Consider the following 26,981-nt stretch of genomic DNA (forward strand, 5'->3'; position numbering starts at 1 on the left):
GCAGGCTCCGGCTCGGCCGCCACGGGCTCGACTGCTTCCGGCTCCGCGGCCACCGGCTCCTCAGCCGCAGCTTCCGCAGCCACGGGCTCCTCGGCCAGGGGTTCAGCAGCCTCGGGCTCCTCGGCCTGCGGCTCTACGGCCTGCGGCTCCTCGGCCACGAGTTCCGCAGGCTCCGGCTCGGCCGCCACGGGCTCGACTGCTTCCGGCTCCGCGGCCACCGGCTCCTCAGCCGCAGCTTCCGCAGCCACGGGCTCCTCGGCGAGGGGCTCGGCAGCCTCGGGCTCCTCGGCCTCTGCCTGCACCGGCTCCTCGGCATTCGCCGGCACATCCGTGTGCACCGGCGTCTCCTCCTCCGTCAGCGTCTCCACCTGCACCGGATCCGTCGGAGACGCCGGGCGGGGGACTCTGATGTTGTCGAAGGCCGCTGTTACGAGGTCATGGTCCTCGGTGTTCGCGGCGGGCTCGGAGGAGGGGGCTTCGGTGGGCTCGGGGAGGGATTGCGCGGGGACGCGGTCCGCACCCTCTGCTTCGGCTCGTGTTTTGCGGGAGCGGCCGAATGTGTTCCGCAGGAGAGTGAGAATGCCCATGTGCGCAACCCTTCGCATGAGGTGATGCCCGCCAATCCCTGGCCAGGACGGACACGTAAGGTTAGCGGCCCCAGATGACGTTCTCAGTGCGGTGACGCGATAGCCCTGGCCGCAGCCACTTCCTGGCGCAAGGGTTCCAGCACGCTGCCCGACGGCCCCGTCAGGTCCGTGCGGACCGCGATCAGGGTGTCGGCCTGGCGGACGCCCTCCGACAACTCCCTCAATTGCAGGGCCACCTGGGCGATTTCGGACGGTGACGGGGGCGGGGCGCCGTGGATGACGCGGACGCGGGCCGCCGTCGTCGCGTCCACGATGCGTTCCACCGCGACCACCAGCGGCCACCAGGCCGTCGCCCGGCGGCCCATCGGCGGCGGTTCGGTCAGGGCCCGCTGGAACTCCGTGCGGATGACCGACAGGTCGCGGTAGAGGCGGCGGCGCATGCGCGCCCGTGCCGCCGTCGCGTCCGGTCCGGCGTCCCCGGCCGGCTCCGCGAATGCGGCTTCCACGTAGCGCGCCGTGTTCGCCACCGCGTCCGCCAGACGGTCGCCCACCCGGCTGTGCCAGCTCTCCGGCCAGAGCAGGTAGCCGACGACCAGGGCGATCGCGCAGCCGATCAGGGAGTCGAGCAGGCGGGGGAGCAGCAGGGCCGTGCCCTTGTGGTTCAGGACATCGGAGAGGACGAGGATCGCCGGGGTGATGGCGGCGGTCTGGTAGCCGTAGCCTCGCGGGGTCAGGGCCGGGATCAGCGGGGCCAGGAGCAGCAGCGCCGGTACGTCCGCCCAGCCGCGCGGCACCTCCGCCAGCACCGCCGCCGCGATCACCAGTCCCGCCACCGTGCCGAGCGCGCGCAGCAGGGCCCGGGAGAAGACCGAGCCGAAGTCGGGCTTGAGGACGAAGGTGATGGTCAGGGCGACCCAGTACGAGCGCGGTACCGGGATCAGGGACACCAGGGCCTGCGCGAGGCCGATGCACAGGGCCAGGCGCAGGCCGTAGCGCCAGGAGCTGGCCGAGAGCATGACGTTGCGGGCGGCCCGGGCCGTACGGATGCTCAACGTGGCGGGGCGGCCCAGGCGGTCGTCGATGCCCCGGGGGTCCACGTCGGGCACGGCGACGACCTTGGCCGCGTGCCGCAGCGCGTGGTCCACGGCCCTGGCCGTCTCCGTCGTGGGCACGGGGAGGGGCGGGAGGGGTGCCGGGGCCTTGTCGCCCGTCTCGATGGCCTGGGCCAGGCGGCGGACCGCCTCGGGGATCTCCGCAGTAAGCGGGCGGCCGTACAGGTGTGCCGCCGGGGCCGCTTCCAGCACCGGGGTGATCGCGTTCAACTCGGCCAGCAGGCGGGTCAGGTCGGGGCTGCGGCCGTGGTGGCGGGCGCGCCGGGCGAGGATCAGGTCGTACGACTGGTTCAGGGACTGGGTGACGGCCCGGCGGGCCTCGTCGTAATCCCCGGTCTCCCCGGTGCCTGAGGCCGCCAGGAGGGCTGCCACCGCGCGGTACGTGTCCGCCACCGCCGCGCGTTCGGGGACGCCCGAGCGCAGCGGCCAGGCCAGCAGGGCCAGCAGCAGGACGAGGAGGCCGCCGCCGGTCATCAGGGCCGGGGCGAGCCACCAGGGGCCGGGCAGCGGAAGGCCCGCGCCGATCACGCAGTTGAGCAGGAGCAGCAGCCCGGAGACCGAGGCGACCGCGCCGATCGTCGAGATCATCCCGGAGGCGAGGGCCACTCCGGTGACCGCCACCACCGCGTACCAGCCGTGGCCGAAGACCAGGGAGCCCAGGGTCACGCCCACCGCGCCGAAGAGCTGCGGGACGGCGATGTTGAGGATGCGCATGCGGTAGGCGTCGGCGGTGTCGCCGATGACGCCGGACAGGGCGCCCATGGAGGCGAGCGCGCCGTAACCGGGGCGTCCCGCCGCGAGTCCGATGGCCAGGGGGAGGGCCATGGCCACGGCCGCCCGGGCCACCGCCGGCCAGTTGACCGGCGCCTGCTGCGATTGGAGGTTCCGGACCAGCCAGTCGGGAGGGGTCAGGCCGATGGGGAACTCGCGGGGCATGTGGCCATTATGGCTGGTGAAGGCGGTTTGGGTTGGTCTACGAGCGGGCGTCCACCCTCGCCAGGAACTTCCCCAGTGCCCCGTTGAACTCCTCCGGGCGCTCCAGATTCGGCATGTGGGCCGCGCCGGCGATGACGCGCAGCTCGGAGTCCGGCAGGGCCGCGTGCATCGCCTCGGCGTCCGTGACCGGGGTGTACGTGTCGTCGGCGCCCACCACGACCAGCGCGGGGACCGTCACCCTCGTCAACAGGTCGCGGTAGTCGGGGCGTTCTGCCCGGCCGCGCAGGGACGCCGCGGCACCCTCGGGGGCGGTGGCCGTCATCATGCGGTGGACGTGGGCCTTGACGGCCGGGTCGGCGTAGGGGGCGACCATCTTCTCCAGGACCTCGTCGGCGTAGCCGCGCATGCCCTCCGCCGACAGCCGGTCGGCCATGGCGCGCCGGCCGAGCCTGCCCTCGGGAGTCTCCGGGGCGGGGAAGGTGTCCGCGAGGACCAGGCCCCGGACGCGGTCGCCGAAGCGGTCGTAGCACTCCATGACGATCTGGCCGCCCATGGATAGGCCGGCGAGGGCGAACGTGTCCACGCCGAGGGTGTCCAGCAGTTCCTCGATGTCCTCGGCGTGGCGGGAGAGCGGGACCGTGCCGGGGGTCACGGGAGAGGCGCCGTAGCCGCGCAGGTCGGGGGCGATCACCCGGCGGGTGGTGGAGAACTCCGCCAGCTGCGGGTCCCACATCGTGCGGTCGAAGGGGTGGCCGTGGATCAGGACCAGAGGGGTCCGGGCGGGAGTGGCAGGGGTTGCGGGGGATTTGTGAGTGTATGTGAGGAACGGGGGCATGTGATCGACCCTAGGGTGCCGTCCTCGCTCGGGGCAATAAAATCTTTGCCCTCGGTGCAATCCGACGCGCCTTGGAAAAGGGGGACTTGTGGGGGACTACCGGCGTATCGCCGACCGGATAGCGGACGACATCAACGGCGGACGGCTGCGGCCGGGACAACGGCTGCCGCCGCAGCGGGTGTTCGCCCGGCGGCGCGGGATCGCGCCCTCGACGGCGGGGCGGGTGTACGCCGAACTCGTGCGCCGGGGGCTGGTGGTGGGCGAGGTCGGGCGCGGCACGTTCGTGCGGGCCACCGAGCCGGACGGGCAGCCGGGGCGCGCGCTGACCGAGGCGGCCGGTGTCGCCCCCGTGAACCTGGAGCTGAACTACCCGTCCGCGCCCGGCCAGTCGGAGCTGCTGGCCCCGGCTCTCGCTCCGCTGCTGCGGCCGGACGCGCTCGGGTCGGCGCTGCGCCCGGCCGCGGCCATCGGCACCGGAGCGGCCCGGGAGGCGGTCGCCGGGCTGCTCGACGGCGGAAGGCTCGGAGGGCCGCGGACCGACCCGGCTTCCGTCCTCTTCACCGGCAACACCCGCCAGGCCATCGCCGCCACGCTCGCCTCGCTGGTCCGGCCGGGCGGCCGGGTCGGTGTCGAACCGCTGACGTATCCGCTGGTCAAGGAGATCGCGGCCCGGCTCGGCCGTGTCCTGGTCCCGCTCGTCACGGACGCCGAGGGGCCGCTGCCCGAGTCCGTCGTTGCCGCCCACCGCAGCGCTCCCCTGTCCGCCCTCTACCTCCAGCCGACCCTGCACAATCCGACCTCCCTCACCATCGGTCCCGAGCGGCGCGCTCAACTGGCCGAGGTCGTACGCCGATTGGAGATACCGGTCGTGGAAGACCGGATCTGGTCCTTCCTGCGGCCCGGCGATGAGCCGTCGTTCAGCTCTCTCGTCCCCGAACTCGGGCATGCCGTGGACGGGTTGTCGAAGAGGGTCGCGCCGGGGCTCACGGTCGGGTTCGTCGTCGTACCGGCCGGGCGGGTCGAGGCGGTGGAGCGGGCCATCCGTTCCGGTGGGTGGAGCGCGGGCTCGTTCGCGCTGGAGGCCGCCGTGCGGTGGATCGGGGACGGCACCGTGCACCGGCTGACGGCCGCCAAGCGGCGGCAGGCGGAGCGGCGGCAGCGGCTGGCCGCCCGGGAGCTGGCCGGGTTCGCCGTACGGTCCGATCCGGGCGGTTACTTCGCCTGGTGGGAGCTGCCCGCGCCGTGGCGGGCGGACACCTTCACGGCCGCCGCGCGGGCGCACGGGATCGCGGTCACGCCGGGTACGGCCTTCTCGGTCGACCCCAGCCGGACCCCGGACGCGGTCAGACTCGGGCTCGGGTCGGCGCCTGAGCCGGAGCTGGTTCGGGCGCTGCGGACTCTGGCCCGCGTCGCGCGGGGCGGTCCGGCCGGAGGTACCGCAGGTACCGGGTGAGCCAGGCCGTCAGGGCCACCGTGAGGCCGAGGGCGAGCAGGAGCCAGGAGACCGTGCGCAGGGTGTCGGTGAGAGCGTCGTAGACGGCGCCCGCGGCCGGGTGGGACACGTCGGCGGGCAGGCCGGAGAGGGTCAGGGCGCGTCCGGCGGCGAGGCCGAGGCCGAGCAGGGCGCCGCCCAGGGCCGTGCCCAGCGCGGTCGCCGCGACGGCGCGGCGGCGGTGGACGGCGAGCGCGATGCCGGCGACGGCGAACGCCACGGCGGCCACCGGCAGCCAGAAACCGGCGACTTCGAGCACGTGGAACCCCTTTCGGAGCGGGACCAGCCGGTCCGCCGAGAGCACGGCGACCGCGGTGTGCTCCACCGGGATCCGTGCGGCGAGCGGCACATGGTCGTGGGTGAGCTGGCTCTTGACCTGCGCGGTGACGGGGGCGAGGTCGACGGTGACGGGCCGGTCGCCGTCGTCGCCGTCCGCGCGGTCCTCGCGCAGGGCGCGCAGCACGGCGTCGTGCGTGACCCGGTTCCCGGTGTCCCAGGCCAGCCGGAAGGCGCGGGTCTGGGTGAAGGAGCGCACCGCGTCGCGCACGAACGGGCGGACGGAGCCGCGCAGCGGGCGCACGTCCAGGTGCAGGTCCACCTCACGCAGGATGCCGTCACCGAGCGCGTCCGCGACGGCTTCCCGCACGTCCGGGTCGGCGGCGAGGGGCGCCATCGCGGTGACGTAGCGGCCCGTGTCGGTGAGCCCGTACGACGCCCAGGCCGCCAGCACGCCGAGCGGGGCGAGGAGGCAGGACAGGGCGAGCAGCACGGCCGACAGAGCGCTCCTGAGGCGTGGGGGCACCCTTCCAGGCAAGTGCGCCGCAGGCCGCCGCGCGAGCGGTACGACTGCAATCGGGCGGCGCTCCGGTGGAGGGTTCACCCGAACGGGTGTTTCCTGGTGTTGGTGGACGTCGCCGAGTGTCGGGGGTGGGCTCGGCGGCTGGTGAGGAGGGAAACACAGGGGAGTGCGTGGGCCCCGGCCTTCCCCGGCCGGGGCCCACGCGCACGCCGTCGTCCGCCGCTCCGCTGCGTACGCCTCAGCGGACGCGGTGCCCTTCGGCGTCCTCGTGCGTGTAGTACCAGTAGAAGAACACCGCGGCGGTGACCGCGGAGACCGCCAGTGCCATGCCCGCGGACCTGAGGACCGAGCCGCCGCCCATGTTGTACATGAACCCGAACGCGCAGCCGACGAACGCCGTCCACGCCAGCGCGTGCACCTCCCGCTTCAGCCGCGGGGCCACGAACAGCAGGCCCATGCACACCACCGCGAACACGAGTGCGCTGATGAACCCGAGCAGCAGGTTCCCGCCGGTGATGGGGCCGCCGGCACGGTGGTTGGCCGCCACCCAGTAGCCGTAGACCAGTCCCAGTGCGACCGGCACGGTCACCCGGGCGATCGCGTGGGTGCGCTCGTCGAAGATGTCCGGCAATCGGGCACCGCCGGGCGCGGGTGCCGTTGTCCCGCCGGGTGCGGGTGCCGCTTGAGCCATGAGAGCACTCCTCTCTCCTCGCCCCCGCCTTCCAGGGCACACCTGGGTGCACGGCCCGGCAACTCGGCCAGGAGGGGAGCCCGGATGCGGGCGGTACCGTCCCGTGCTTGGCTGAGGACATGGAGGGCCTGGTTGGCGCGCCCGACGACGAGGTCCTGCCGCAGCGCCGGCTGCCGCGCGTGAGGGGCCGCGGTGTCGCCTGGGCGCCACTGCTGCTGCTCGCCGGGGTCACGCTGCTCGACCTCTTCACCAGCGAGCAGTTCCGGTTCATCTCCTGGGCCGTCCTCGTGCCCGGCACGGCCGCCGCGATCTGCGGGGTGTGGACGACCGCCGCGTACGCGGTGCTGGCGACGGTGGCCTACTTCGTGGTGGACACCGTCTCGCCCGACCGGTACCGGGCCGGGCTGCCCGACTTCCTCCTGGTCGTCCTCGGTGGCGTCCTCGCCACCCTCGCCTGCGCGGTCCGGATCCGCGACCAGCAGCGGATGCTGCACATGCGGGACATCGTCGAGACCACCCGCCGTACGGTGCTGCGCCTGCTGCCGCCGGTGTGGGCGGGCCTGGAGCACGCGGCCGTCTATCTCTCCGCCGACACCGAAGCCCGGGTCGGCGGCGACTTCTACGACATCCAGCCCAGCCCGCACGGCACCCGCGTGCTCATCGGTGACGTGCAGGGCAAGGGGCTCGGCGCGGTGGAGACGGCCGCCGCGCTGCTCGGCACCTTCCGGGAGGCCGGCTACCACGAGGCGGACCTGGCGACCGTCGCCGAGCGGCTCGAAGTGCGCATGCTGCGGCACCGGTTGCGCAGCGCTGCGCTCGGGCGCGACGACGGGGACCGGTTCGCCACGGCCGTCCTGATCTGCTTTCCCCAGCGCCGGGAGGGCGAAGGTGCCGAGTCGGTCGTCGAAGTTGTCAACTTCGGGCACGAACCGCCGCTCGCGGTCGGGCCGTACGGCGTCCGTGTGCTGCCCGCCAGCGGCGGGCTGCCGCTCGGCCTCTGCGAACTGGTGGGCGGGCTGCCGCCCGTGCACCGGGTGCCGCTGGCCGCCGAGGAGACCCTGCTCCTGGTCACCGACGGGGTGACCGAGGCGCGCAACGAGCCCGGCGAGTTCTACCCGTTGGCCCGGGAGGTGGCCCGCGCGATCCGCGCCGACCCGCGGCGGGCCGAACCCCGGCGGCTGGTACGGCGGGTGCGCGACGGCGTGCTGCGGCACAGCGGGGGGCGGCTGGAGGACGACACCACGGTCTTCGCGGTCCGCCGGGCACGCGGCGGGGTGGGCGAAGGGTCCGAAGGGGGACGTTTGCAGTCCTGAGGCGCCAGTTTGCAGCAGCAGCGGCTACGGTGCTGAGTGGAGATTGACTGGGGGAGGGACGATGCCTGGAACCGTGCTGCTGCTCGCGGCCTCGCCGCTGGGCCGGGGACGCCTGGTGGACGCGGCCGGTGTGCTGCCGGTCCTGGCCGCCGTCGCCCCCGCCGTGCTGGCCGGCACCGACACCGCGAACGTGGTCGAACTCGCCGACCCGCTGGAGCCGCAGGCCGTCCTGACCCGGCTGCGCGCCGCGGCGGCGGCCCCCGGGCCGCTCACCGTGTACATCGCGGGCCAGCTGCAACTGGACCGCCGTCAGCGGCTGCCGCATCTCGCGCTGGCCCGCACGACCCCGGCGACCGTCCGCTACACCGCGCTGCCCTGGCACTGGATCCGGGAGGAACTGCGGCTGCGTTCCGCCGCGGACACCGCGCTGATCGTCGACCTGCACGCGGACGCGGAGACCTGGCAGTACCTGGCCGAGCGCCCGCTCGACTCCGGCCGCAACGCGGCGGTGTACGGCCGTGTGGCGCCTCCGGTGGCGGGGCGGAAGGGGCTCGGGGAGCCGGCGTACATGAAGGCGGTGGCGACCCTGCTGCGCAGCGGGCACCGGCCGTCTCTCGCGCAGCTGCACGAGCAGGCGCTGGCGCGGATCGCGGAATCGAGTGCGGGTCGTGATCTGCTGCTGACCGTCCCTGGGGCCGTCCCTGGGGCCATCCCCGGGGCCATCACCGGGGGCCCCGCCCCCAGACCCCCGTTCCCCCCGCCGCCCGGGTCGGTCGCCGACCCCCATGCCGCCATCAGTGCCGCGGTCCAGGCCGGCCGGCACTCCGAGGCCGACGCCCTGGCCGCCGAGCACGAAGCTGCTGCCGTCCGTTCCCATGGCCCCGCCTCCGAGGAGGCCCTGCACTGGGCCGAAGTCCGGGCGGACCTCGCGATGTTCGCCGGGGACGCCGTACGCAGCTGCCGGGTCTGGCTCGGAGTCGCCGGGGTCCGGCTGGCGGCGGGCCAGGCGGTGGACGCGCCCGCCGTGGAGGCGGCCGTGGACCGGGCCCACCACCAGTGGGGGCGGATCGACGACCCTGTCCGTGCCCGTGAACTGGGCGCGGCCCTGGCGGAGTTGCGCCTACGCGTGCCTGGCCGGCAAAACGGAGCGCTGGAGAACGTACGGCAGCAGCTGCGCGAACTCCAGGCCGCTCCCTGAAGCCCCCGGGTCAGGCCGGGGCCAGCAGCGCCAGTGCTCCGGAGACCAGCGTGCGGACGCCGGGGGCGACCGTGGACAGGTCGGGGGCGAAGTGCGGGCTGTGGTTGCTCGGTACGGCCGCGAACTTCTCCGGGAAGCCGGCGCCGGGGGCCTGTTCCCACACCTCCGCAGGGGTGGTCGTCACGAACCAGTACGAGTACGGGATGGCGCCGTCCAGCGCGAGCTGCGGGAAGTCCTCGCTGCCCATCGCCGGGCCCGGGTCGAACACCGTGCCCGCGCCGAAGACCTCGCCGTGCACGGCGGCCACCGTGGCGTCGGTGCCCGCGTCGTTGACGGTCACCGGGAACGTGTTGCCGATCGTCACCTCGGGCTCGCGCGGGCAGCCCGCGGCCAGGCACTCGCCCTGCGCGACGCGCCCGATCGCGGCCAGCATGCGCTGCCGCACCTCCTCCGACTGCGTGCGCAGGTTCAGTGCGATGCGCGCCTCGGACGGGATGATGTTGTGCCGGGTGCCCGCCTCGATCCGGCCCACGGTGAGCACGGCGGACTCGTTCGCGGCCAGCTCCCGGGAGACGATCGTCTGCAGCCGCGTGACCAGGTAGGCGGCGGTCACCACCGGGTCCACGGTCGACTCCGGCCGGGAACCGTGCCCGCCCCGCCCGTGCACCACGATGTCCACATCCGTCGCCGCCGACATGATCAGGCCGGGCGCGTGCGGGTACAGGCCCGCCGGGCCGGGGGCCGCGTGCTGGCCGAGCAGCGCGTCGGGGCGGCCGAAGCGCTCGTACAGACCGTCGGCGACCATCCGGGCCGCCCCCTGCCCGGTCTCCTCGGCGGGCTGGCCCACGACCAGCAGGGTGCCGGCCCAGGTCTCCCGCCCCTCGGCCAGTGCCCGCGCGGCCCCCGCCAGCCAGGTGACGTGCAGATCGTGCCCGCAGGCGTGCATCACCCCGTCCGCGCCGGAGGCGTACGGCAGCCCGGTCTCCTCCCTGACCGGCAGCGCGTCCATGTCGGCGCGCAGCAGCACGGTCGGCCCGTCCCCGTTGCGCAGCCGCCCCACCACCCCGGTGCCGCCGACGCCCTCGGCGGTCTCGAACCCGGCGTCCTTGAGGCGCCCGGCGAGCCTCGCGGCGGTGCGGTGCTCGCGCAGGGACAGTTCGGGGTGGCGGTGCAGATCGCGGTAGAAGTCCTCCAGGTCCGGGACCGGGAGGGCGGCGGTGAGGTCCAGCGCGGTACGTGCGGCTGCAGAGGTCACGCGGTCAGGGTAGGGGCGCGACTCACCGGCTCACCAGGAGAAGTCAGGAGAAGTACGGCTCACCAGGTGAAGCCCTTCTGGACGTCCATGCAGGCGTCCGTCTTGTCGCCGGCCAGGACGGACGCCGAGTCGGGGGCCTTCGTCGGCTTCTTGGGGGCCTGGTAGGCGGTGCCGGTGCGCCAGTCGGAGCCCACGACGAGCGTGACCCCCGAGACGTCCGTCGACTGGCGTACCTGGCCCAGCGGCACCCCGAGCGCCTTGGCCAGGGACTGGGCGTCGCCCTCCAGGTCGGCGCTGGGGTAGAGGATCGACGTCTTGGTCTCGGACGCGGGCGTGGTGTCCACCAGCGCCCGGTTGAAGCCCTTCTGCAGCAGGACCTGCTGGACCGCGCTCGCCCGCTGGAACGCGGGGGCCTGGCCGTCGGCGCCGGTGCCGTTGCGGACCTGGACGGCCAGCTCCCCGGCCGGGGCCGCCGGGTCCTTGGACGTCGGTTCGGTCTTCGCGTCGCTCTCCTGGCCGCTCTTCTGCTTGGCGCCGCGGCCGTCCAGCGGGGTGTCGTCGCGGACCATGGAGATGAGGTCGTCGGCGTCCCCGGGCTTCGGCACCCGCCGGTCGCGGTCCTGCGACCACTCCACAACGGGCAGCGTCGTCATCGTGATCCGCTTGGGGGGGACCCGCTTGAGCTGCCCGGAGAGGTCGTACAGCTTCTTGATCGTGCCGAGGCCCTCGTCCACGGTCAGTGCGCTCGTCGCGGCCTCCGCCAGCTTGCGCATCTCGTCGGGGTTGGTCAGCTTCGCGTCCTTGCGCAGCTGGCGGACCATCGAGGTCATGTACATGTGCTGGGCATGGGTGCGGCCGATGTCGGTGCCGTCCTCGAAGCCGTAACGGGTACGCAGCCACTGCAGGGCCTGCTTGCCCTTGACCGGGGTGGTGCCCGCCTTCAGCTTCAGGCCCGAGCCGTGCCCCTCCGCGGTGTGCGACCACACGTTCTGCTTGACGCAGACCGGGACGCCGCCGATGGCGTCGGCCATGTCCACGACCCCGGAGAAGTCGACCATCATGAAGTGGTCGATGTGGATTTTGGTGAGCTTCTCCCAGGTGGAGACCGTGCAGCCCGGTCCGCCCCGGCCCAGGGACTCGTTGGCCATCGACAGGGAGAGCGGCTCGTACTTCTTGCCGGTGTCGGGGTCGGTGCACCTGGGGATCGGGATCATCGTGTCGCGCGGGAGGCTGATCACGGACATGTTGCTGCGGTCGGCCGAGACGTGCACCAGCATCTGCACGTCGGCGAGCGGGGGGCGGCCCACGTCGTTCTTGGAGCCGCCGAGTGCGAGGTCCTTCGCGGTGTTCCGGCTGTCCGAGCCGATCATCAGGATGTTCAGCGGGGTCTGGCCGTCGGCGTTCGGGGTGGCCTCGGGCGCGGCGTAGTCGCCGATGTTCAGCTTGCGCTTCTTGATGTTGTCGTTGAGGTGCTGGTAGTAGAGGTAGCCCGCTCCCGCGGTGCCGAGTATCAGGACCGTCATGGTCAGCGCCGACCAGCGCAGTACGCGCATGCCCCGGCGGGCCGCCGGCCGCCGCCCGCCTCCGCTCCGGCGCCCGCCGTGCCGCCCCCCTCCGGTGGCCCGGGTGCCGTCGCCGCCTGCCTCGCCCTCGGCGTCGTACGCCGCGTCCGCGGTCTCCTCGTCGGGAGTGCCGGCGTGCCGGGCGCGCGGCGGAGCCCCTTCGCCGTGCAGGCTGCTTCGCGTCATACCCGTGCCCTTCCCACCTTCATGAGGCACAGGTGGCCTCGCCCGTCGTCTCGTCCCCGGGAGCCTCTGGTGAGAGTTCCTCGGGGTCAGCCCGCTGATCGGTGCGATCACCGCGCCGGGGTTACCGGATCGCTCAGACTAACCACGAGGCGCCACGCCGGGCGACAGCGGTGTGAGATACGTAACTCCCGTACAACCGTGGGATTTGCCCGGTTCCTGGCGAATTGCGGCCACGGTTTGGAGCGGGCTTTACACACGGGATGTTTCGCCGTTGGATTCCCGCTGCACGGACTTCGGTCGCCGAAGTCCGGTTGCAGGGGCGGGAGTTGGCTGTCCGGAGCTGTCCGGAGCTGCCCGGAGCTGCCCGGGCTCGCCCGGCGGGCCGCGGCTACGGGTGCCCCGCGTACTGGACGGCCGCCGGTGCCGGTGCCGGGGTGTGGTCCGCCGCCCGGGCCGGGCCGGCGTTCGCCGCCGTGACCAGGGCGACGACGGCGATCACGGCCGCGGCCACGCCCCGGGCGGTGGAGGCGCCCCCGCAGGCGCGGAGCCGGGGGTGGGGGAGCCGGCAGTCAGGGAGTGCGGTGGGGCGTCCGTCGGGTGCGGATGTACGTCCGTGCACGGCGACCTCGCTACAACAGCGGCCTGTTAAACATGCTTAATCCGCCGTTTAACCTAGGGGCTGCCGGAGTCGAACGGCAAGGGGCACAAAGGGAGTTGGGGCGAACGATGATGCGGGAACGAGACGATCCGGGGGTCATAGGGCGGCGCGTGCAGCAGCTGCGCACCCGACGTGGCCTGACGCAACGGCAGTTGGCGGAGCCTGCCTACACGCCCGCCTACATCTCCACCGTGGAGGCGGGCCGGGTGCGGGCCTCGGACGAGGCGCTCCGCCACATCGCGAGCCGTCTCGGAGTGACCTTCGAGGAGCTGACCGTGGGCCGCCCCGCCCACCTCGCCACCGACCTCCGGCTGCGGCTCACCGAGGCGCAGCGCACCCTCGCCGACGGCAGGGCCGAGGAGGCCGCCGTGCAGTACGCCGCGCTGCTCGCCGAGGCGGAGACCCACGGGCTCGCCGCCGAGCAGACCGCCGCGCTGCTCGGGCTCGGCGAATGCACCCTGGAAACAGGTGAGTTGGGCAGGGCGCGGGAGTTCTTCGAGCGGGCCGAGGAGCAGCTGGCCGGCCAGTCCCTGCCGGTGCGCGTGCCCGCCGTACGCGGCCGGGCGGTCTCCCACTACCTCGCCGGTGAGCTCCGGTACGCCGTCTACCTGCTGGAAACCACCCTCGACGAACTGAACCGCGGCGGCCTGCACGACCCCGACGCGCTGCTCCTCCTCTACGCCAGCGTCATCGGCCCCTACATGGACATGGGCGCGCACGCCCGTGCCGCCCAGGCCGCCGAGTTCGCCCTCGCGCTCGCGCCGCGGGCCGCCGACCCCGCGCTGATCGCGCGGATGCACCGCGCGGTGGCCCGCACCCTGCTCGCCGAGGGCCGGCTCGCCGAGGCCGACGCCTCCCTCGCCAAGGCCGCCGAGCTCTACCGCCAGCTGCGGCTCCGTACCGAGCTGGCCAACTGCCACTGGATGCGCGGCTACGTGTACGCCCAGCACGGCGAACTGGGGCGCGCCGAAGGTGAGTTGCGGCAGGCTCTCGCGATGCTCTCGGAGTCCCGCGCCGCCCTCTACCGCAGCCAGGCCGCGGTGGAACTGGCCGACGTCCTGCACCGCCGGGGCAAATCCGCCGAGGCCGCGGAACTCCTCTCCGGCGTGCTCGGCGACTTCTCCTCCGAGCGCGGCGCCGTCCACGCCGCCGCGGCCCACCGGCTGCTCGGCATCATCGCCGAGGACGCCCGGGACACCGAGGCCGCCGAGGAGCACTACGTCCGCGCCCTCAGCCTCCTGGAACGTGCCGGGGCCGCGGGTGACCTCGCCGACCTGTGCCGCCTCCTCGGCGACCTGCTGCGCCGTACGGGCCGCGTGGAGGCGGCCCTGGACGCCTACCGCACCGGCCTGGGCCACCGCACCGCCCCCGGCACGACCACCCTGGGCCCGGCCCCGGCACAGCCTCCGCTGTGAGAGGTCAGCCCCAGCCGGGCACCGGCGGCTGCGGCCACGCCGGCGGGACCGGCAGCGGAAGCTCCGACTGGAGGTGCGTATCCGGCCCGCGGCCGGTGAGCCAGGCGAGGAGCGCGTGGCCGGGGCCGGCGGCGGTGGGGCCGGCCGGGGCGAGGGTCCAGGCGCGGCCGAGGTCGGTCGCCTCGATGCGGGCCACCGGGAAGCCCCGTGCGGTCAGGGCGGCGACGGTCTCGTCGAGGGCCCAGGTGACGTAGCCGGCGGGCCAGTCGGCGGCGGTGTAGCCGAGGTCCAGGTCGACGTGGTGGGTCTCCAGCTCGCGCCGGGCCCGGTGGAGGGTGTACCAGGCGGGGTGCCGCCAGCCCGCGAGGGCGGAGACCAGCGTGGGCCAGCGCTCGGCGGGCATGGCCGCCGCCGCGTCGAGCAGCCCGTCCAGGCTGCGGCGCAGGTCCGCGACGAGGTCGGCCGCGTCCCGCCCGGCCCCTTCGCGCAGCGCCCGGTCCAGGGCGGCGGCGTCGGCCCGCGGCCCGGGAGCGGTGCCGGTGCGGGCCAGGGCCAGCAGCCACCGGTAGACGTCGGCGCTGCGGGCGAGGTGGGTGAGGACGTGACCGCGGCTCCAGCCGGGGAGCGCGGAAGGTTCGCGGGCCGTCAGGTCGGTCAGCGCGTGGAGGCTGTCGCCGAGGCGCGCGGCGGAGGCACGTACGGCGTCGAGGAGTTGGGCGATGCCGTCGCGGTCGGGATCGGTCGTGTCGGTCACGGGCGGGCACTCTACGGCCCGCCGCTCTGCAGCCGGTCGGTCAGCAGGTGGCCGACGGCCGCGACGCCCTCGGTGATCGCCCGTTCGCCGACGTTGCCGAAGCCCAGGACGAGTTGCGCGGTCGGGGAAGCGTGCGCGGCGCGGCAGGCGCTCATGCCGTAGAGGCCGACGGACCGGGCCCGGGCGGAGGTGACGACGTGGTGTTCGTCGGTGCCCGCGGGCAGGTGGGCGACGGCGTGGAAGCCGGCGGCGAGGCCGGTGACCGGCAGCCCGGGGGCGTGTTCGGCGAGCGCGGCGAGCAGGGTGGCGCGGCGGGCCGCGTAGATGGCGCGCATGCGGCGCAGGTGGCGGTCGAAGCGGCCGGACTCGATCAGCCGGGCCAGGGCGAGCTGGTCGAGCGTGGGGGTGCCGCGGTCGCTGCGGTGCTTGTGCTCGGTGAGCGGTTCCGCGAGCTCCGGCGGGCAGACCATCCAGCCGATGCGCAGGGCGGGGGCGAGGGATTTGCTCACCGTGCCCAGGGAGACGACCCGGTCGGGGGCCAGGCCCTGGAGCGCGCCGACGGGTTCGCGGTCGTAGCGGAACTCGGCGTCGTAGTCGTCCTCGATGACGAACGCGTCGCGCTCCCTGGCCCACTCGATCAGGGCCAGCCGGCGTTCCGGGGCGAGGGCGACGCCGGTCGGCCACTGGTGGGCCGGGGTGACCACGACGGCGCGGGCGTCGGTCGCGGCCAGCGCACGTACGTCGATGCCGTGCGCGTCGACCGGTACGGGAACCGCCCGCAGCCCCGCTGCCGCCGCGGCGGCGCCGACGGTGCCGGGGGAGCCGGGGTCCTCGTGGGCGACGGTCCGTACGCCGCCGTCCGCGAGGACGCGGAGGGCGAGGCCGAGCCCCTGGGCGTAGCCGTTGCAGACGACGAGCTGCTCCGGGCCGGCCGCCGCGGCGCGCACCCGCCGCAGGTACCCGGACAGCACCTCGCGCAGGACCGCGCCGCCGCGCGGGTCGCCGTAGTCGAACTCCGCGGTGGGCATGGCGCGGGCCGCCTCGCGCGTGGCCCAGAGCCAGTCCTGGACCGGGAAGGAGCCCAGGTCGGGTACGCCCCAGCGGAAGTCCGCCACCAGGCGCGGGGCCGCGGTGCGTGGCGGTACGGCACCGGGTGGTGCCGCGGCGCCGGCGGCCACGCGGGTGGCGGAGCCGGGGCGGGTCACCAGGTAGCCCTCGGCGAGGAGCTGGGCGTAGCACTCCTGCACCAGGCCGCGCGAGAGGCCGAGCGTGCGGGCGAGTTCCCGGGAGGACGGCAGCCGCTCGCCGACCCGCAGACGGCCGGTGCGGATCGCGTCCCGCAGCCCGTGCTCCAGCTGCGCGCGCAGCGGCCTGCCGCTGGTCCGGTCGACGGCCAGCAGCAGCTCGGGCGGGGAACTGGACCACTCCAGCGGCATGGAACCGGAGCTTACCGGCGAGCCGGACGCCCGCTTAGCGTCCTGCCGTGACCAGACCGCCGGACTCCGCCTCCCTGCCGCCCGTTTCCCAACCGCCCCTGCTCACACGGCCGTTGCTGCTGCGCTTCGTGTCCATCCTGGGCACCTCGACCAGCTTCAACCTGCTGCTGTCGGTCGTCCCCGGCTACGCCACGACCGGCGGCGGGGGCGGCGGGGGCGGCGGGGCGGCCGGGCTGGCCACCGGCGCGCTGATGCTGGCGACGGTGGTGGGCGAACTGGCGACGCCCGCCCTGGTCGACCGCTGGGGCTACCGCGCCGTGCTGGCCGTCGGCCTGGGGCTGATGGGTGTGCCGGCGCTGGCCCTGCCGTTCTCCCGGAACCTGTGGTGGATCGTCGCGGTCTGCCTGCTGCGCGGACTGGGTTTCGCGTTCAACGTGGTCGCGGGCGGCGCGCTGACGGCGTCGCTCATCCCGGCCGAACGGCGTGGCGAGGGGCTGGCGCTGGTCGGCGTCGTGGGCGGGGTGCCCTCGCTCGTCGCACTGCCGCTGGGGGTGTGGCTGGCCGCGCACGCGGGTTACGAAGCGGTCTTCACGGCCGCGGCCGTGGCCGCGCTCGCCGCGCTCCTCGTGGTGCCCGCCATGCCCGACCGGATCAGCGCGTCGGGGCGGCCCGTGGGCGTCACCGAAGGGCTGCGCACGGTCGAACTGCGGCGCCCTGCCGTGGTGTTCGCGGTCACGGCCGTCGCCGGCGGGATCGTCGTCACCTTCCTGCCGCTCGCCGTCCCCGCCTCGGCCACGGGCCTGGTCGCCGTGGCGCTGTTCGCCCAGACCGCGGCGGCCACGCTGGCCCGCTGGATCGCCGGGCGGTACGGGGACCGGCACGGCCCCGCCCGCCTCGTGCTGCCCGGCCTGCTGCTGTCGGCCGCCGGCACGCTGCTGACGGCGCTGACCGGGAGCGCGGTGGCCGTCGTCGCCGGGGTCGGCGTGTTCGGGTTCGGCTTCGGCGTCGCCCAGAACGCCACGCTGACGCTGATGTTCGCGCGTGTGCCCGCCGCGGGCTACGGCACCGTCAGCGCGCTGTGGAACTTCGCCTACGACGCCGGCATGGGCGCCGGAGCGGTCGCGTTCGGCTGGCTCGCCGCCGGGACCGGCTACCCCTGGGCCTTCGCCCTGACCGGCGCGGCGATGCTGACCGCGCTGGCCCCGGCCCGGCGCGACCGGCGCGCCGCGACCAGGCCCCTCACACCTGCGCCCGCCCCTGTTTCCGTATGTCCGCCAGGCGCAGGGCGCCGATCTGGACGGCTGCCTGGGTCGCGTCGTTGGGGACGTCGCCCAGACCGCCGTTGGTGAGGGCGAACGCGTCCTGGCCGACCCGGACGGCGGCCACGTCCAGGGTGAGGACGGACTGGTCGCCGTCCTGTGTCGTCGAGGCGAGGGTGATGTGCAGGCCCTGGCGTGCGCTGCCGGCCTTCGGCAGCGGGGCGTCGGTGACCTGGACGTCCTCGACATCGCCGCCCTGCGTGGTGGCCGTGAACCGGGCGCACTTGGCCGGCATGGTCTTCAGCCAGCCCAGCATGGCGTCGACTTCCGACGGGCGGCGCGCGCCGATCTGGTAGCGGAGCTGGGCGTCGGTGTCGGCGTTGTCCAGGCCGACGGCCGCGCGGGGCGAGCCGCCGAGGAGTTCGTCGGTGTAGAGCGCGTCGAGCAGCCGTTGGCACTCGCCCGCCGTGGTGGTCGCCTTCAGCAGCCCGTCCCGCCAGACCGCCGCGCCGCGCGTCGCCGACCAGGGGGCGCCCAGGTCGGTCTCGGTGAGGAGTGCGGCCTGCGCCTGGGCGTCGGTGAGGCCGGAGCCGTTGGCGCGGGCCGACCCGTTGGGCCCGGGCGAGGCCCCGTCGATGGTCGGCAGGGGCTGCGGGGCGGTCGACGGGTGCCCGAGGGTCAGGGCGGCGCAGGCGCCGAGGGCGAGGAGGCCGGTGGCGGTGAGAGCGAGATGGAGGCGGACACGGTTGCGCGGGGTGGGGGGACGTATGCCTGAGGGGCGTATGCCAGGGGGGCGTGCGGGGGCGGTCATCGGGGTGCCTCCTGGGCGGGCCGGGGCAGTGGGGTGCCTGCCGACGGGCGTGCGGGGTGCCTTCTCTCACGGCACCACCGGGCACGGGCGGCCACCAGCTGTCCGGTCCGTATGGGTGAGGGGGCGTCTGGCCCGGGGTTGCGGTCGGGGCTGCGGAAAATGCCTCGCCCTGCCGATTCGGGCCCTGTTACGGTCGCCGTATGCAGCGCGCCCCGCAGTTCCTGTCGAGCACGACGACGCCGGAGACCGTCCCGGCGCGCTGACACCTGACCTGTCCGAAGCCCCGGGGCGAGTGCCCCGGGGCTTCGGCGTTCGCGCACCCGGTTCCTCGCCCCGCAGGCCCCGTCCCGCGAGGAGCCCGCGATGAACGACCGCCGGCCGAACGACCTGCCCGACCACCGCCGCCTAGGCCGCGAGCTGGACCTGTTCGACACCGACCCGCTGATGGGCGCCGGGCTGCCGTACTGGCTGCCGGACGGAGCCGTCGTACGGCACACCCTGGAGGAGTACATCCGGGAGGCGGAACGCGCGGCCGGGTACCGGCACGTGTACTCGCCCGCGCTCGGCAAACGCGAGCTGTACGAGATCTCCGGGCACTGGGACCACTACAGCGAGGACATGTTCCCGCCCATGCGGCCGGGCGCTGAGGGCGCTGAGGGCTCTGAGGGCGCCGCGGGCTCTGCGGAGGTCGTCCTGCGCCCCAGCCTCTGCCCCCACCACGCGCTGATCTACCGCTCCCGCTCCCACAGCTACCGCGAACTGCCCCTGCGGATCGCCGAGCTGGGCACCATGTACCGGGCCGAGCTGTCCGGCGTCCTCGGCGGCCTGACCCGCGTACGGGCCATCCAGCTCAACGACGCGCACATCTTCTGCACCCTGGAGCAGGCCGTCGAGGAGGCCCGGGACGCCCTGGAGCTGATCGCCCGCGCCTACGCCGACCTCGGCATCCGCGCCGTGCGCCACCGCCTCTCGCTGCCCGGCGAGGGCGGCAAGTACGTCGCCGACCCGGAGCTGTGGCAGCGGGCCACCGCGCTGCTGAAGGAGGTGCTGGCGGAGTCGGGCGTCGACTACGAGGAGGCGGCGGGCGAGGCCGCCTTCTACGGCCCCAAGATCGACGTCCAGATCGCGGACCCGGCCGGCCGCGAGTCCACCCTGTCCACCGTGCAGATCGACTTCCACCAGCCCGCCCGCTTCGACCTGCACTACATCGGCGCCGACGGCGCGAGGCACCGCCCGGTGATGGTGCACCGCAGCATCATCGGCAGCGTCGAGCGGGCCGTCGCCCATCTCATCGAGGCGCACAACGGTGCCTTCCCGGCCTGGCTGGCCCCCGTGCAGCTGGCGGTGCTGCCGGTGGCGGAGGAGCAGGTGGAGCGGGCGGCGGCGGTGGTGCGCGAGGCCCGCGCGCTGGGCCTGCGGGCCGAGCAGGCCGCCCCCGAGCAGGGCACCCTGGGCGCCAGGATCCGCGCGGCGCGCCTGGTGCCGTACCAGGCGGTGATCGGTGAGCGGGAGGCCGCGGCGGGCCTCGCGGCCGTACGCCTGAGGGACGGCCGGCGCCCCGGCGAGCTGCGGGTGCCGGAGCTGCTGCGCCGGATCGGCGCACGGGTGGCGGCACGCGGCACCGAACTCTGGGACTGACGGCGTGACGGGGTGACGGGGTGACGGGGTGACGGCCTGACCGGCGGTCACGGACCGCGGAACTGATCTACTGTCGGAACCACGCCGAAGGAGTCCGCCGTGACCGGTCAGCCCATCCCTGTGATCATCGACTGCGACACCGGCGTCGACGACGCCCTGGCCCTGCTGTTCGCCGTACGCCACCCGGGGCTGGACCTCCGGGCGGTGACCTGCGTCGCCGGGAACACGGACGTCGACGGGGTGGTCCGCAACACCCTGACCGTGCTGGAGCAGGCGGGCGCCCCCGACATCCCGGTGGCGCGGGGCGCCGAACGCCCGCTGATCGAGCCCGCCCGCTCGGCCCGGCACGTGCACGGCGAGGACGGCATGGGCGACCTCGGCCTGCCCGCGCCGAAGCGGGCTCCGGCCGACGTGGACGCCGTCACCCTGCTGCGCCGCGAGATCCTCGCCTCCCCGCGCCCGGTCACCCTCGTCCCCACCGCGCCCCTGACGAACATCGCCCTCCTCCTGCGCAGCCACCCGGAGGTGACCCGGAACATCGAGCGGATCGTGTTCATGGGCGGGGCCGTGGCCACCGGAAACGCCACGCCCGTCGCCGAGTTCAACGTCTGGCACGACCCGGAGGCGGCGGCCGTCCTGCTCACGGCGGGGGTACCGATCACCATGTACGGCCTCGACGTCTTCACCCGGGTCGTCGTACCGGGCACGGAGGTACGGCGGTTGCGGGCGAGCCCGGAACCGGGCGCCCGGCTGGCCGGCGAACTGCTCGCCCACCGCCCCGCCGCGCCCGAACCCGACGGCGACGACCCGGCGGGCGGGCTCGGCGACGCGGGCGCGGTGTGCGCGGTCGCCGACCCGGTCGGCATCACCACCCGCCTCCTCCCGGTCGAGGTCTCCCTCGCCCCCGGCCCGGCCCGCGGCCAGACGATCGTCGACCGCCGCCCGCGCCCCGGCGAGTCCGAGATCCACGAGGGCGCTCGCGAACAGGCCCTGGTGGACGTGGCGTTGGACGTGGACGTGGAGCGGTACGTGAAGCTGTACCTGGAGACGGTGGTGCGCAACTAGGTACGGCGCGCGCCGACTTGCCCGTGTGTTTCCGGATACAGGTTCGATACCATGCGCGGCGTGAACTCTGGCGTGGCGCGGACGCTTTGGGGGCTGGCAGGCGCCGCGGGGGCGTTTGCCGCGGTTGCCTCCGGATGGCAGGTGTTCGGTGACGTGGGCGCGGCGCAGTACGCGTTCGCCGGAGTGAGCGCGCTGTGTGGCGGAGCATTCGCCTGGTACCAGGCCGACGCCACCGCGACACCCACCGCGCCGCAGGGTGCGGTGCCGCGGGAGCTGCCACGCGACATCGCCGACTTCACCGGCCGCGCCGCCGAACTCGCCGAACTCGGCCGGCTGCTGCGCAGACCGGGCCCGTCCTCCGGGCCGCTCGTCGCCATCGCGGGCAAGGGAGGCCTGGGCAAGACGACGCTCGCGGTGCGGGCCGCACAACGCCTCGCGGCCGACTACCCCGACGGGCAGCTGTTCGCGAACCTACGAGGGTACGACCCGTTGCCCGCCGAACCGGCCGAGATACTCGGCACCTTCCTGCGGTCGCTGGGCACCGACCCGCGCGCGATCCCGGACGCGCCGCACGACCGCGAGCAGCTGTTCCGCACCCTGACGGCCGGACGTCGGCTGCTCATCGTCCTCGACAACGCCAACGGCCCCCGGCAGGTGCGCCCGCTGCTGCCTGGCGGGCCGGGCACCGCGGTGATCGTCACCAGCCGTGTCGAGCTGCGCAGCATCGAGGCGGCTCACACGGTCGTGCTCGACCTGCTGGAGCCCGGCGAGGCGGTCGAGTTGCTGGGCCGCGTCGCGGGTACGGACCGGGTGGCGGACGACCCGCCGGCCGCACGGCAACTGGCGGCGCTGTGCGGGCACCTGCCGCTGGCCGTGCGCATCGCCGGGGCACGTCTGGCCGAGCGGCCCGACCTGCGCCTGACCGACCTCGCCGGCCGCCTCGCCGATGAGCGCGACCGGCTCGACCATCTCGAGATCGGAGATCTCGATGTCCGCTCCACTTTCATGATCAGCTACCAGGGCCTGCCGGAAGGGCAGCAGCGGGCGTTCCGGCTGCTCGGCCTCTTCCCCGGAGCCGACTTCGCGGCCTGGCCGCTCGCCGCGCTCATGGACGTTCCGCTGCGCGAGGCCGAGCGCCACCTCGACGCGCTGGTGGCCGCGCAGCTGCTCGACGCGATCGGCCCCGACGAGACGGGGGCCGCCCGTTACACCTTCCACGACCTGCTGCGTGCGCTGGCCCGCGAGCAGCCCGAACCCGATGCCACGGCGGCGGTCGGCCGGCTCCTGGGCGCGTACGTCTCTCTCGCTGCCGTCGCGGAGGACCGGTTCCAGCCCGGCGAGCTGCGCAAGACCAGTGCCCACCCACGCCACGAAGTCGACGCCGAACACCGCGACGAGCTGCTGCGCGATCCGATCGCCTGGTTCATCGCCGAGCGGCACAACGTCGTGGCGTGCGTACGGCTGGCGCACGAGCGGGAGTTGTGGGACGCGACCTGGGAGCTCACCCACATTGCCGCGCCCTTCTTCGAGATGTTGGCCTTCTGGGACGGCTGGGGGGTGGCCGTGGAACTGGCTCTGGACGCGGCGCGGCGCTCGCACAACCGCTGGGCCGAGTCGATCACGCTGTTCGACTCCGGGGCGCTCTACCGCGACCTGGGCCGGGCCGACGAGGCGCTGGCCGCGTACGAGGGGGCGCGGGCCGGATACGAGGCGTCCGGCGACCAGCACGGCGTGGGTGCCGTCATGCTGGTGCAGGGCATCATCCACCGGAACCGGGGCGCCTGGGAGGTGGCCGCACAGCTGCTGAGCGACGCGGCCGAGCGGCTGCGCGCCGCCGGGGACCGCCGGCTCACCGCCCAGGCCGTGCGCAGCCTCGCGGTCGTCCGTTGCGGCCAGGGGCGCGTTGCCGAGGCGGTGCCCTTGTTCGAGGAGGCGCTGGAGGAGTTCCGACGGCTCGGGGACCGGCGGGCCGAGGCGTACGCCTGGCGCGGCCTCGCGCAGGCCCAGCTCGACGGCGGCGAACTGGGCGCGACGGCACGGTCGTTCGGCAGAAGCCTGGAACTGACCCGACAGCTGCGTGACCGGCGGGGCGAGGCCAGGGCACTGCAAGGACTCGGCCGGGTCAGCGCCGCCGAGGGCGCGACCGCTGCGGCGCTGCGGCGGTTCGCGCAGGCCCGGGAGATCGCCGACGAGGCGCACGACCAGGTACTGGCCGGGGAACTCGAGGCCGACATCGCGTCCGTGAACCAGCCATAGCGTCCCTGTGGCCCGCTGTGCCCATTCAGTGTCCAGGTCAGAACGGAGCACCAGCCGGAGTCACCACATGATCAGTGGGACGTCGGGGCCGCTCGTGCATTCGGGGCACGGCAGAATCCCGGTTTGCCGACAGCGGGCGCACCCGTCGAAGCCACAGCACAAGGGGCACCAAACCGTCCGGTGACCGATGCAGCGCTTGCAGTATCCCGGAAGGTCTTCCAAGGCCACGCGCACGAACGTCTGCTTCGTTGAACGCCTCCGGGGCCGCTCCGGGGCGGTAGTCATCCCGCTGCCTCGGCGGGGCTTTCGTCGTCCTCGTCGTCCCGGCCATCCGGGTCGGGGTCGTACCCCGCGAGAAACGGCAGGCGGGCGCCCCGGCTCTGCGCGATGCGGTGGACGTCAGTCAGGGAGTCGGTCAACTGGACAGCCAGAAGGTGGAGTTCCCCAGGTGTCCAGTTGCGCCTTTCCAGGATGGCCCTGGCTTCTTTGACGAGGTCAGCGGCCCCCAGATCCGCAAGCGCGTGAACGACTGGCGCGACGGCAGCATGCCCGCCGCCCGGTAGGTGGAAGAGGCGACTACCCGGTGCTGCACCAGCCCTCTTACGCCCGAGGCAGCCTCGCGGAGGTGGTCAACCGACCGTCGGGCTGGGGCTGGGGCCGGGGGAGGTGGTGCCCGGGGCTTCCCCGGTGAGGCCGCTCAGGTCGGCCGGGGTCGAGGTGGCGTTCGGGGGTGGGGTGAGGATCACCTGGGGCTGGCCCGGGACGGGGGGCGGCGGGGTGAGGTCCGAGGACGGGAGCTTCGGTGGGGTCGTCTGCTGGAAGAGGGTTTGGTCGAAGTCGACGAGGCCCGTTTTCTCCATGACCTCCATGTGGTCCAGCACGGTGTTGTTGGCCTGTTCGGCCAGGGCGCGGACCAGGGAGTTCTTCGTGGTGGAGCGGATCTTCGCCACGGTGTTGAAGATCGAACCGTGCGTCATCCGCAGGATGTTGGCGAAGTCGGAGTCGAACTTCTTGCCCGTCTCCGACTTCAGCGTGCTGACGAAGCCCTGCTGCTGCGGGCTCGGCACGTTGGGCAGGGTGATGTTGAGGAGGGGCGCGATCTTGCGGCACGTGGTGTCCAGGGCCGCGTGGCCGTCGACCAGGTGCTGGCTCGCCGTGAGCACCGCCTTGGTGGTGCCCTGTTTCAGGCCCAGCTGCCCAACGGGGTACTCCCACAGGCCGGCCGCCCGCACCTTGACCACGAAGTCCCGGTCGCCCTCCGTGAGCGGCCCCCAGCGGGTGTCGGCGATGATGCGCGACTGCGAGGTGGAGACGTTGTTCAGCCCGAGCATGGTCGGGTAGGCGAGCGCTGTGAGCGTGAGAGTCAACGCACCGCCCACGAAGAGCGTTCCCGTCGCGTTCCGCGAAAAGCGCACCGTGTCTCCTGCCCGGTCGGGGGTCCCGCCCGCGGGCGGTTCGGACGCACAGCAGTACGGATGCGGCGGCGATACGTATCGAGGATCCGGGCAAAGAATTTCCCATCGGCTTCCCGGCGACTCTCGCACCGGGTTTCCCCGCTACGTCCCCGTCGCCCCGGCGTCCGTTGGGGAAACCTCGACGTTCATGGGGGAAAGTTCGACGTCCGTTGGGGGAACGTTGACTCCTTCCCGGGAGAGTCAAGGGGAAATCCGGTCCTAGATTCGCCGCATGTCCCCCACGCCACCCCCCAGGGGTCCCGCAGCGCTGCCCGTCCTGCCGTACCGCAAGCCCACCAAGGGCCGCGACTACTGGGTGCTGGACGACGTCCTGCCGGACGTCGACGCCGTACGCGAGCGGTGTCTGGCCAAGGACGACTGGGTCGAGGGGTACCCGTACACCTCCGAGACCTGGCCGGGACTGCGTGCCATGCCCGGCCTCGAACCCGGTGAACTCGCCGTGATCGAGCGGCTGGTGAAGAAGGCGACCGGGGCGAAGGAGCTGTGGGTGCAGCAGGCGCCCGGCGGCGGCACCCTCAACCACAACTGCGTCCAGGTGGTCGGCGAGGGCGAGAGCGAGCCGCGCCCGCACACCGACTCCCGCGCGCTGTGCCGGTACGCGGCCGTGCTCTACCTCAACCCGGGCGTCCCCAAGGACTGCGGCACCAGCTTCTACCGGCAGCACCTGCCCGGCGGCCGGCTCGGCGGCAACGTCGTCCAGGCCCCGCACAACAACCTCGTCGAGGCCCTCGGCACCCGCTTCGTCGCCCCGGACGCCTTCGAGGAGGACGTCAGCGTCCCGCACAAGTACAACCGGCTGCTCCTCTACAACGCCAACCTCGTGCACAGCGCCACCGGTTACTTCGGCAAGGCGCTGGAGGAGAAGCGCATGACCGCCGTCTTCTTCTGGATGGCCTGACAGTCCTGGTGGCCCGAGCCGTGCCACCGGCCTTTCTCTCACCCGTTCGGAGTACCTGCTGTGGTCCCCCGAGCGGGTGAGCCGGATCGTCGTACTGACGACCGACAGAGGCGGAGGTACGGCCATGACGCAGCAGACCCACCCGGCACCGGCGTCCCAGCACCACTGGGCCGCGGGCGGTGTCGTCTTCGCGGGGGTGCTGATGCTGGTGAACGGCGTTCTGCGGGTACTCGAGGGCATATCCGCGCTCGCCGCCGACGACGTGTGGGCCCGGGTCGGCAGCTACGTCTACCGGGTGGACCTGACCGGCTGGGGCTGGATCATCCTCATCCTGGGCGCCGTGGGCGTCGTCGCCGGCACGTTCGTGCTGAAGGGCGCCGCATGGGCCCGCGCGGTCGGCATCGTGCTCGCGTCCCTGAACATCATCGCCCAGTTCCTGTTCCTGCCCTATGCGCCCGTCTGGTCGTTCATCATGATCGCCGTCGACTTCTTCGTGATCTGGGCGCTCGCCATGTACCGGCCGGAGCAGCCTGAACAGCGGGAACAGGGTGCCTGACCCGTACGGCTGACAACTTGCCTCAGTCGTTGCGGGGCAGCCCCGAAATCTCCGCCCCCGGCCGGACCGCACGCCGGGGTGCAGTCGGCCGTGCGCGCGGAGAGGATGGCTGACATGACGTGTATGGCCATCGTCGGCGCCGGGCCGGGGCTCGGGGCCGCCGTCGCGCGCCGGTTCGGGCGGGAGGGGTTCGACGTGGCCCTGCTCGCCCGGGACCGGGAACGGCTCGCGGGGCTGGCCGGGGATCTCGCCGCCGAGGGGGTCACCGCGCGGTGCTTCCCCGCCGATGTGCGCAAGCCGGAGGAGCTGGTCAGGGCGCTCGCGAAGGCGGCCGACGCGCTGGGGACCATCGAGGTGCTCCAGTACAGCCCCGTGCCGCACCGGGATTTCATGCGGCCGGTGCTGGAGACCCGGCACGCGGATCTGATCGGGCCGATCGAGTTCTCGGTCTACGGCCCCGTCGCCGCCGTACAGCAGGTCCTGCCCGGTATGCGGGCGCTCGGGCGCGGGACCATCCTGTTCGTCAACGGCGGGAGCGCCGCCGTACCGCATCCGGAGCGGGCCGGGATCTCGATCGCGTTCGCCGCGGAGAGCGCGTACGGGCATCTGCTGCACGACCGGCTGGCCGGTGAGGGCATCCACGTGGGCCAGCTGGTGATTCCCGGGGTCATCACGCCGGGGCACCCCCGACGGGATCCGGCTGTGCTCGCGCAGATGCTGTGGGGCATGCACCGGGACCGGCACGGGTTCCGGCACTACGCCGACGACCTCGCCGCCTGACGCCCGACTGACCC

At 73.8% G+C, this 26,981-nt stretch carries 23 protein-coding genes and 1 pseudogene; 11 read left to right on the forward strand and 13 right to left on the reverse strand.

All coding sequences use genetic code 11. From position 1 onward, the window contains the following. From ACWD35_RS06565 to ACWD35_RS06575, 3 genes and pseudogenes are all read right to left on the reverse strand, one after another. Positions 1-587: pseudogene (locus ACWD35_RS06565) on the reverse strand (VWA domain-containing protein); the annotation flags it as partial. An 83-nt stretch (positions 588-670) separates the two neighbouring features. Beyond that, positions 671-2,635: an FUSC family protein gene (locus tag ACWD35_RS06570; protein ID WP_451350018.1), complete on the reverse strand. Its 1,965-nt coding sequence runs from the start codon at positions 2,633-2,635 to the stop codon at positions 671-673. A gap of 37 nt (positions 2,636-2,672) precedes the next feature. Then, positions 2,673-3,470, reverse strand: a complete 798-nt coding sequence (locus ACWD35_RS06575) for an alpha/beta fold hydrolase (protein ID WP_451350019.1) — start codon at positions 3,468-3,470, stop codon at positions 2,673-2,675. Between the two features lie 88 nt (positions 3,471-3,558). Here ACWD35_RS06575 and ACWD35_RS06580 point away from each other — a divergent pair, with 88 nt between their 5' ends. Beyond that, positions 3,559-4,923 carry an aminotransferase-like domain-containing protein gene (locus ACWD35_RS06580; RefSeq protein WP_451350020.1) on the forward strand — a complete coding sequence of 455 codons (1,365 nt, stop codon included), beginning with the start codon at positions 3,559-3,561 and terminating at the stop codon, positions 4,921-4,923. Here the strand turns inward: ACWD35_RS06580 and ACWD35_RS06585 are convergent. Next, complete coding sequence (locus ACWD35_RS06585; RefSeq protein ID WP_451350021.1) at positions 4,814-5,764, reverse strand: hypothetical protein; 951 nt, start codon at positions 5,762-5,764, stop codon at positions 4,814-4,816. The genes ACWD35_RS06580 and ACWD35_RS06585 overlap by 110 nt on opposite strands. 235 nt (positions 5,765-5,999) lie before the next feature. Then, positions 6,000-6,452, reverse strand: a complete 453-nt coding sequence (locus ACWD35_RS06590) for a hypothetical protein (protein ID WP_451350022.1) — start codon at positions 6,450-6,452, stop codon at positions 6,000-6,002. 119 nt (positions 6,453-6,571) lie between these two features. Here ACWD35_RS06590 and ACWD35_RS06595 point away from each other — a divergent pair, with 119 nt between their 5' ends. Continuing rightward, entirely contained in the window at positions 6,572-7,765 is a 1,194-nt protein-coding gene (locus ACWD35_RS06595; RefSeq protein WP_451350078.1) for a PP2C family protein-serine/threonine phosphatase, read from the forward strand. Positions 7,766-7,826: 61 nt separating this feature from the next. Further along, a complete protein-coding gene (locus ACWD35_RS06600) occupies positions 7,827-8,963 on the forward strand; it encodes a hypothetical protein (RefSeq protein ID WP_451350023.1) in 1,137 nt (378 codons plus the stop codon). 10 nt (positions 8,964-8,973) lie between these two features. Here the strand turns inward: ACWD35_RS06600 and ACWD35_RS06605 are convergent, their stop codons facing one another. The 3 genes from ACWD35_RS06605 to ACWD35_RS06615 all read right to left on the reverse strand — a co-directional run bounded on the left by ACWD35_RS06605 (position 8,974) and on the right by ACWD35_RS06615 (position 12,585). After that, positions 8,974-10,218, reverse strand: coding sequence for an amidohydrolase (locus ACWD35_RS06605; RefSeq protein ID WP_451350024.1), 1,245 nt, complete (start codon positions 10,216-10,218; stop codon positions 8,974-8,976). Positions 10,219-10,277: 59 nt separating this feature from the next. Beyond that, positions 10,278-11,966, reverse strand: coding sequence for an LCP family protein (locus ACWD35_RS06610; protein ID WP_451350025.1), 1,689 nt, complete (start codon positions 11,964-11,966; stop codon positions 10,278-10,280). A 388-nt stretch (positions 11,967-12,354) separates the two neighbouring features. Then, positions 12,355-12,585 (reverse strand): hypothetical protein, encoded by a 231-nt coding sequence (locus ACWD35_RS06615; RefSeq protein ID WP_451350085.1) that lies wholly within the window; start codon positions 12,583-12,585, stop codon positions 12,355-12,357. Positions 12,586-12,695: 110 nt separating this feature from the next. Between ACWD35_RS06615 and ACWD35_RS06620 the strand changes: the two genes are divergently transcribed. After that, the gene (locus tag ACWD35_RS06620) at positions 12,696-14,039 is read left to right on the forward strand and encodes a helix-turn-helix domain-containing protein (RefSeq protein WP_451350079.1); all 1,344 of its coding nucleotides are present in this window, start codon (positions 12,696-12,698) and stop codon (positions 14,037-14,039) included. 4 nt (positions 14,040-14,043) lie between these two features. On the opposite strand, the gene ACWD35_RS06625 is transcribed toward ACWD35_RS06620, so the two are convergent. After that, positions 14,044-14,793 carry a maleylpyruvate isomerase family mycothiol-dependent enzyme gene (locus ACWD35_RS06625; RefSeq protein WP_451350026.1) on the reverse strand — a complete coding sequence of 250 codons (750 nt, stop codon included), beginning with the start codon at positions 14,791-14,793 and terminating at the stop codon, positions 14,044-14,046. A gap of 11 nt (positions 14,794-14,804) precedes the next feature. Beyond that, positions 14,805-16,229 carry a MocR-like pyridoxine biosynthesis transcription factor PdxR gene (gene pdxR, locus ACWD35_RS06630; protein ID WP_451350027.1) on the reverse strand — a complete coding sequence of 475 codons (1,425 nt, stop codon included), beginning with the start codon at positions 16,227-16,229 and terminating at the stop codon, positions 14,805-14,807. 47 nt (positions 16,230-16,276) lie between these two features. Here pdxR and ACWD35_RS06635 point away from each other — a divergent pair, with 47 nt between their 5' ends. Beyond that, positions 16,277-17,578, forward strand: a complete 1,302-nt coding sequence (locus ACWD35_RS06635; RefSeq protein WP_451350028.1) for an MFS transporter — start codon at positions 16,277-16,279, stop codon at positions 17,576-17,578. On the opposite strand, the gene ACWD35_RS06640 is transcribed toward ACWD35_RS06635, so the two are convergent. After that, a complete protein-coding gene (locus ACWD35_RS06640) occupies positions 17,469-18,299 on the reverse strand; it encodes a hypothetical protein (protein ID WP_451350029.1) in 831 nt (276 codons plus the stop codon). The genes ACWD35_RS06635 and ACWD35_RS06640 overlap by 110 nt on opposite strands. Positions 18,300-18,662: 363 nt before the next feature. On the opposite strand from ACWD35_RS06640, the gene thrS reads away from it, so the two are divergent. The 3 genes from thrS to ACWD35_RS06655 all read left to right on the forward strand — a co-directional run bounded on the left by thrS (position 18,663) and on the right by ACWD35_RS06655 (position 23,258). Continuing rightward, complete coding sequence (thrS, locus tag ACWD35_RS06645; protein ID WP_451350030.1) at positions 18,663-19,937, forward strand: threonine--tRNA ligase; 1,275 nt, start codon at positions 18,663-18,665, stop codon at positions 19,935-19,937. Between the two features lie 99 nt (positions 19,938-20,036). Continuing rightward, positions 20,037-21,002, forward strand: coding sequence for a nucleoside hydrolase (locus ACWD35_RS06650; protein WP_451350031.1), 966 nt, complete (start codon positions 20,037-20,039; stop codon positions 21,000-21,002). Positions 21,003-21,062: 60 nt separating this feature from the next. Next, a complete protein-coding gene (locus tag ACWD35_RS06655) occupies positions 21,063-23,258 on the forward strand; it encodes an ATP-binding protein (RefSeq protein WP_451350032.1) in 2,196 nt (731 codons plus the stop codon). A 281-nt stretch (positions 23,259-23,539) separates the two neighbouring features. Here ACWD35_RS06655 and ACWD35_RS06660 read toward each other — a convergent pair whose 3' ends face one another. Both ACWD35_RS06660 and ACWD35_RS06665 read right to left on the reverse strand, forming a co-directional pair. Continuing rightward, positions 23,540-23,677, reverse strand: coding sequence for a hypothetical protein (locus ACWD35_RS06660; RefSeq protein WP_451350033.1), 138 nt, complete (start codon positions 23,675-23,677; stop codon positions 23,540-23,542). Between the two features lie 210 nt (positions 23,678-23,887). Further along, on the reverse strand, positions 23,888-24,637 hold the full coding sequence (locus ACWD35_RS06665; protein WP_451350080.1) for a DUF4142 domain-containing protein: 750 nt from the start codon (positions 24,635-24,637) through the stop codon (positions 23,888-23,890). A gap of 307 nt (positions 24,638-24,944) precedes the next feature. Here ACWD35_RS06665 and ACWD35_RS06670 point away from each other — a divergent pair, with 307 nt between their 5' ends. The 3 genes from ACWD35_RS06670 (at position 24,945) to ACWD35_RS06680 (ending at position 26,967) form a co-directional block, all read left to right on the forward strand. Next, the gene (locus ACWD35_RS06670; protein WP_451350034.1) at positions 24,945-25,631 is read left to right on the forward strand and encodes a DUF6445 family protein; all 687 of its coding nucleotides are present in this window, start codon (positions 24,945-24,947) and stop codon (positions 25,629-25,631) included. Positions 25,632-25,755: 124 nt separating this feature from the next. Beyond that, entirely contained in the window at positions 25,756-26,187 is a 432-nt protein-coding gene (locus ACWD35_RS06675; RefSeq protein ID WP_451350035.1) for a DUF7144 family membrane protein, read from the forward strand. A gap of 114 nt (positions 26,188-26,301) precedes the next feature. Further along, entirely contained in the window at positions 26,302-26,967 is a 666-nt protein-coding gene (locus ACWD35_RS06680; RefSeq protein WP_451350036.1) for an SDR family NAD(P)-dependent oxidoreductase, read from the forward strand. The last annotated feature ends 14 nt before the right edge of the window (positions 26,968-26,981 follow it).

This window comes from Streptomyces sp. NPDC002671, assembly GCF_053592475.1.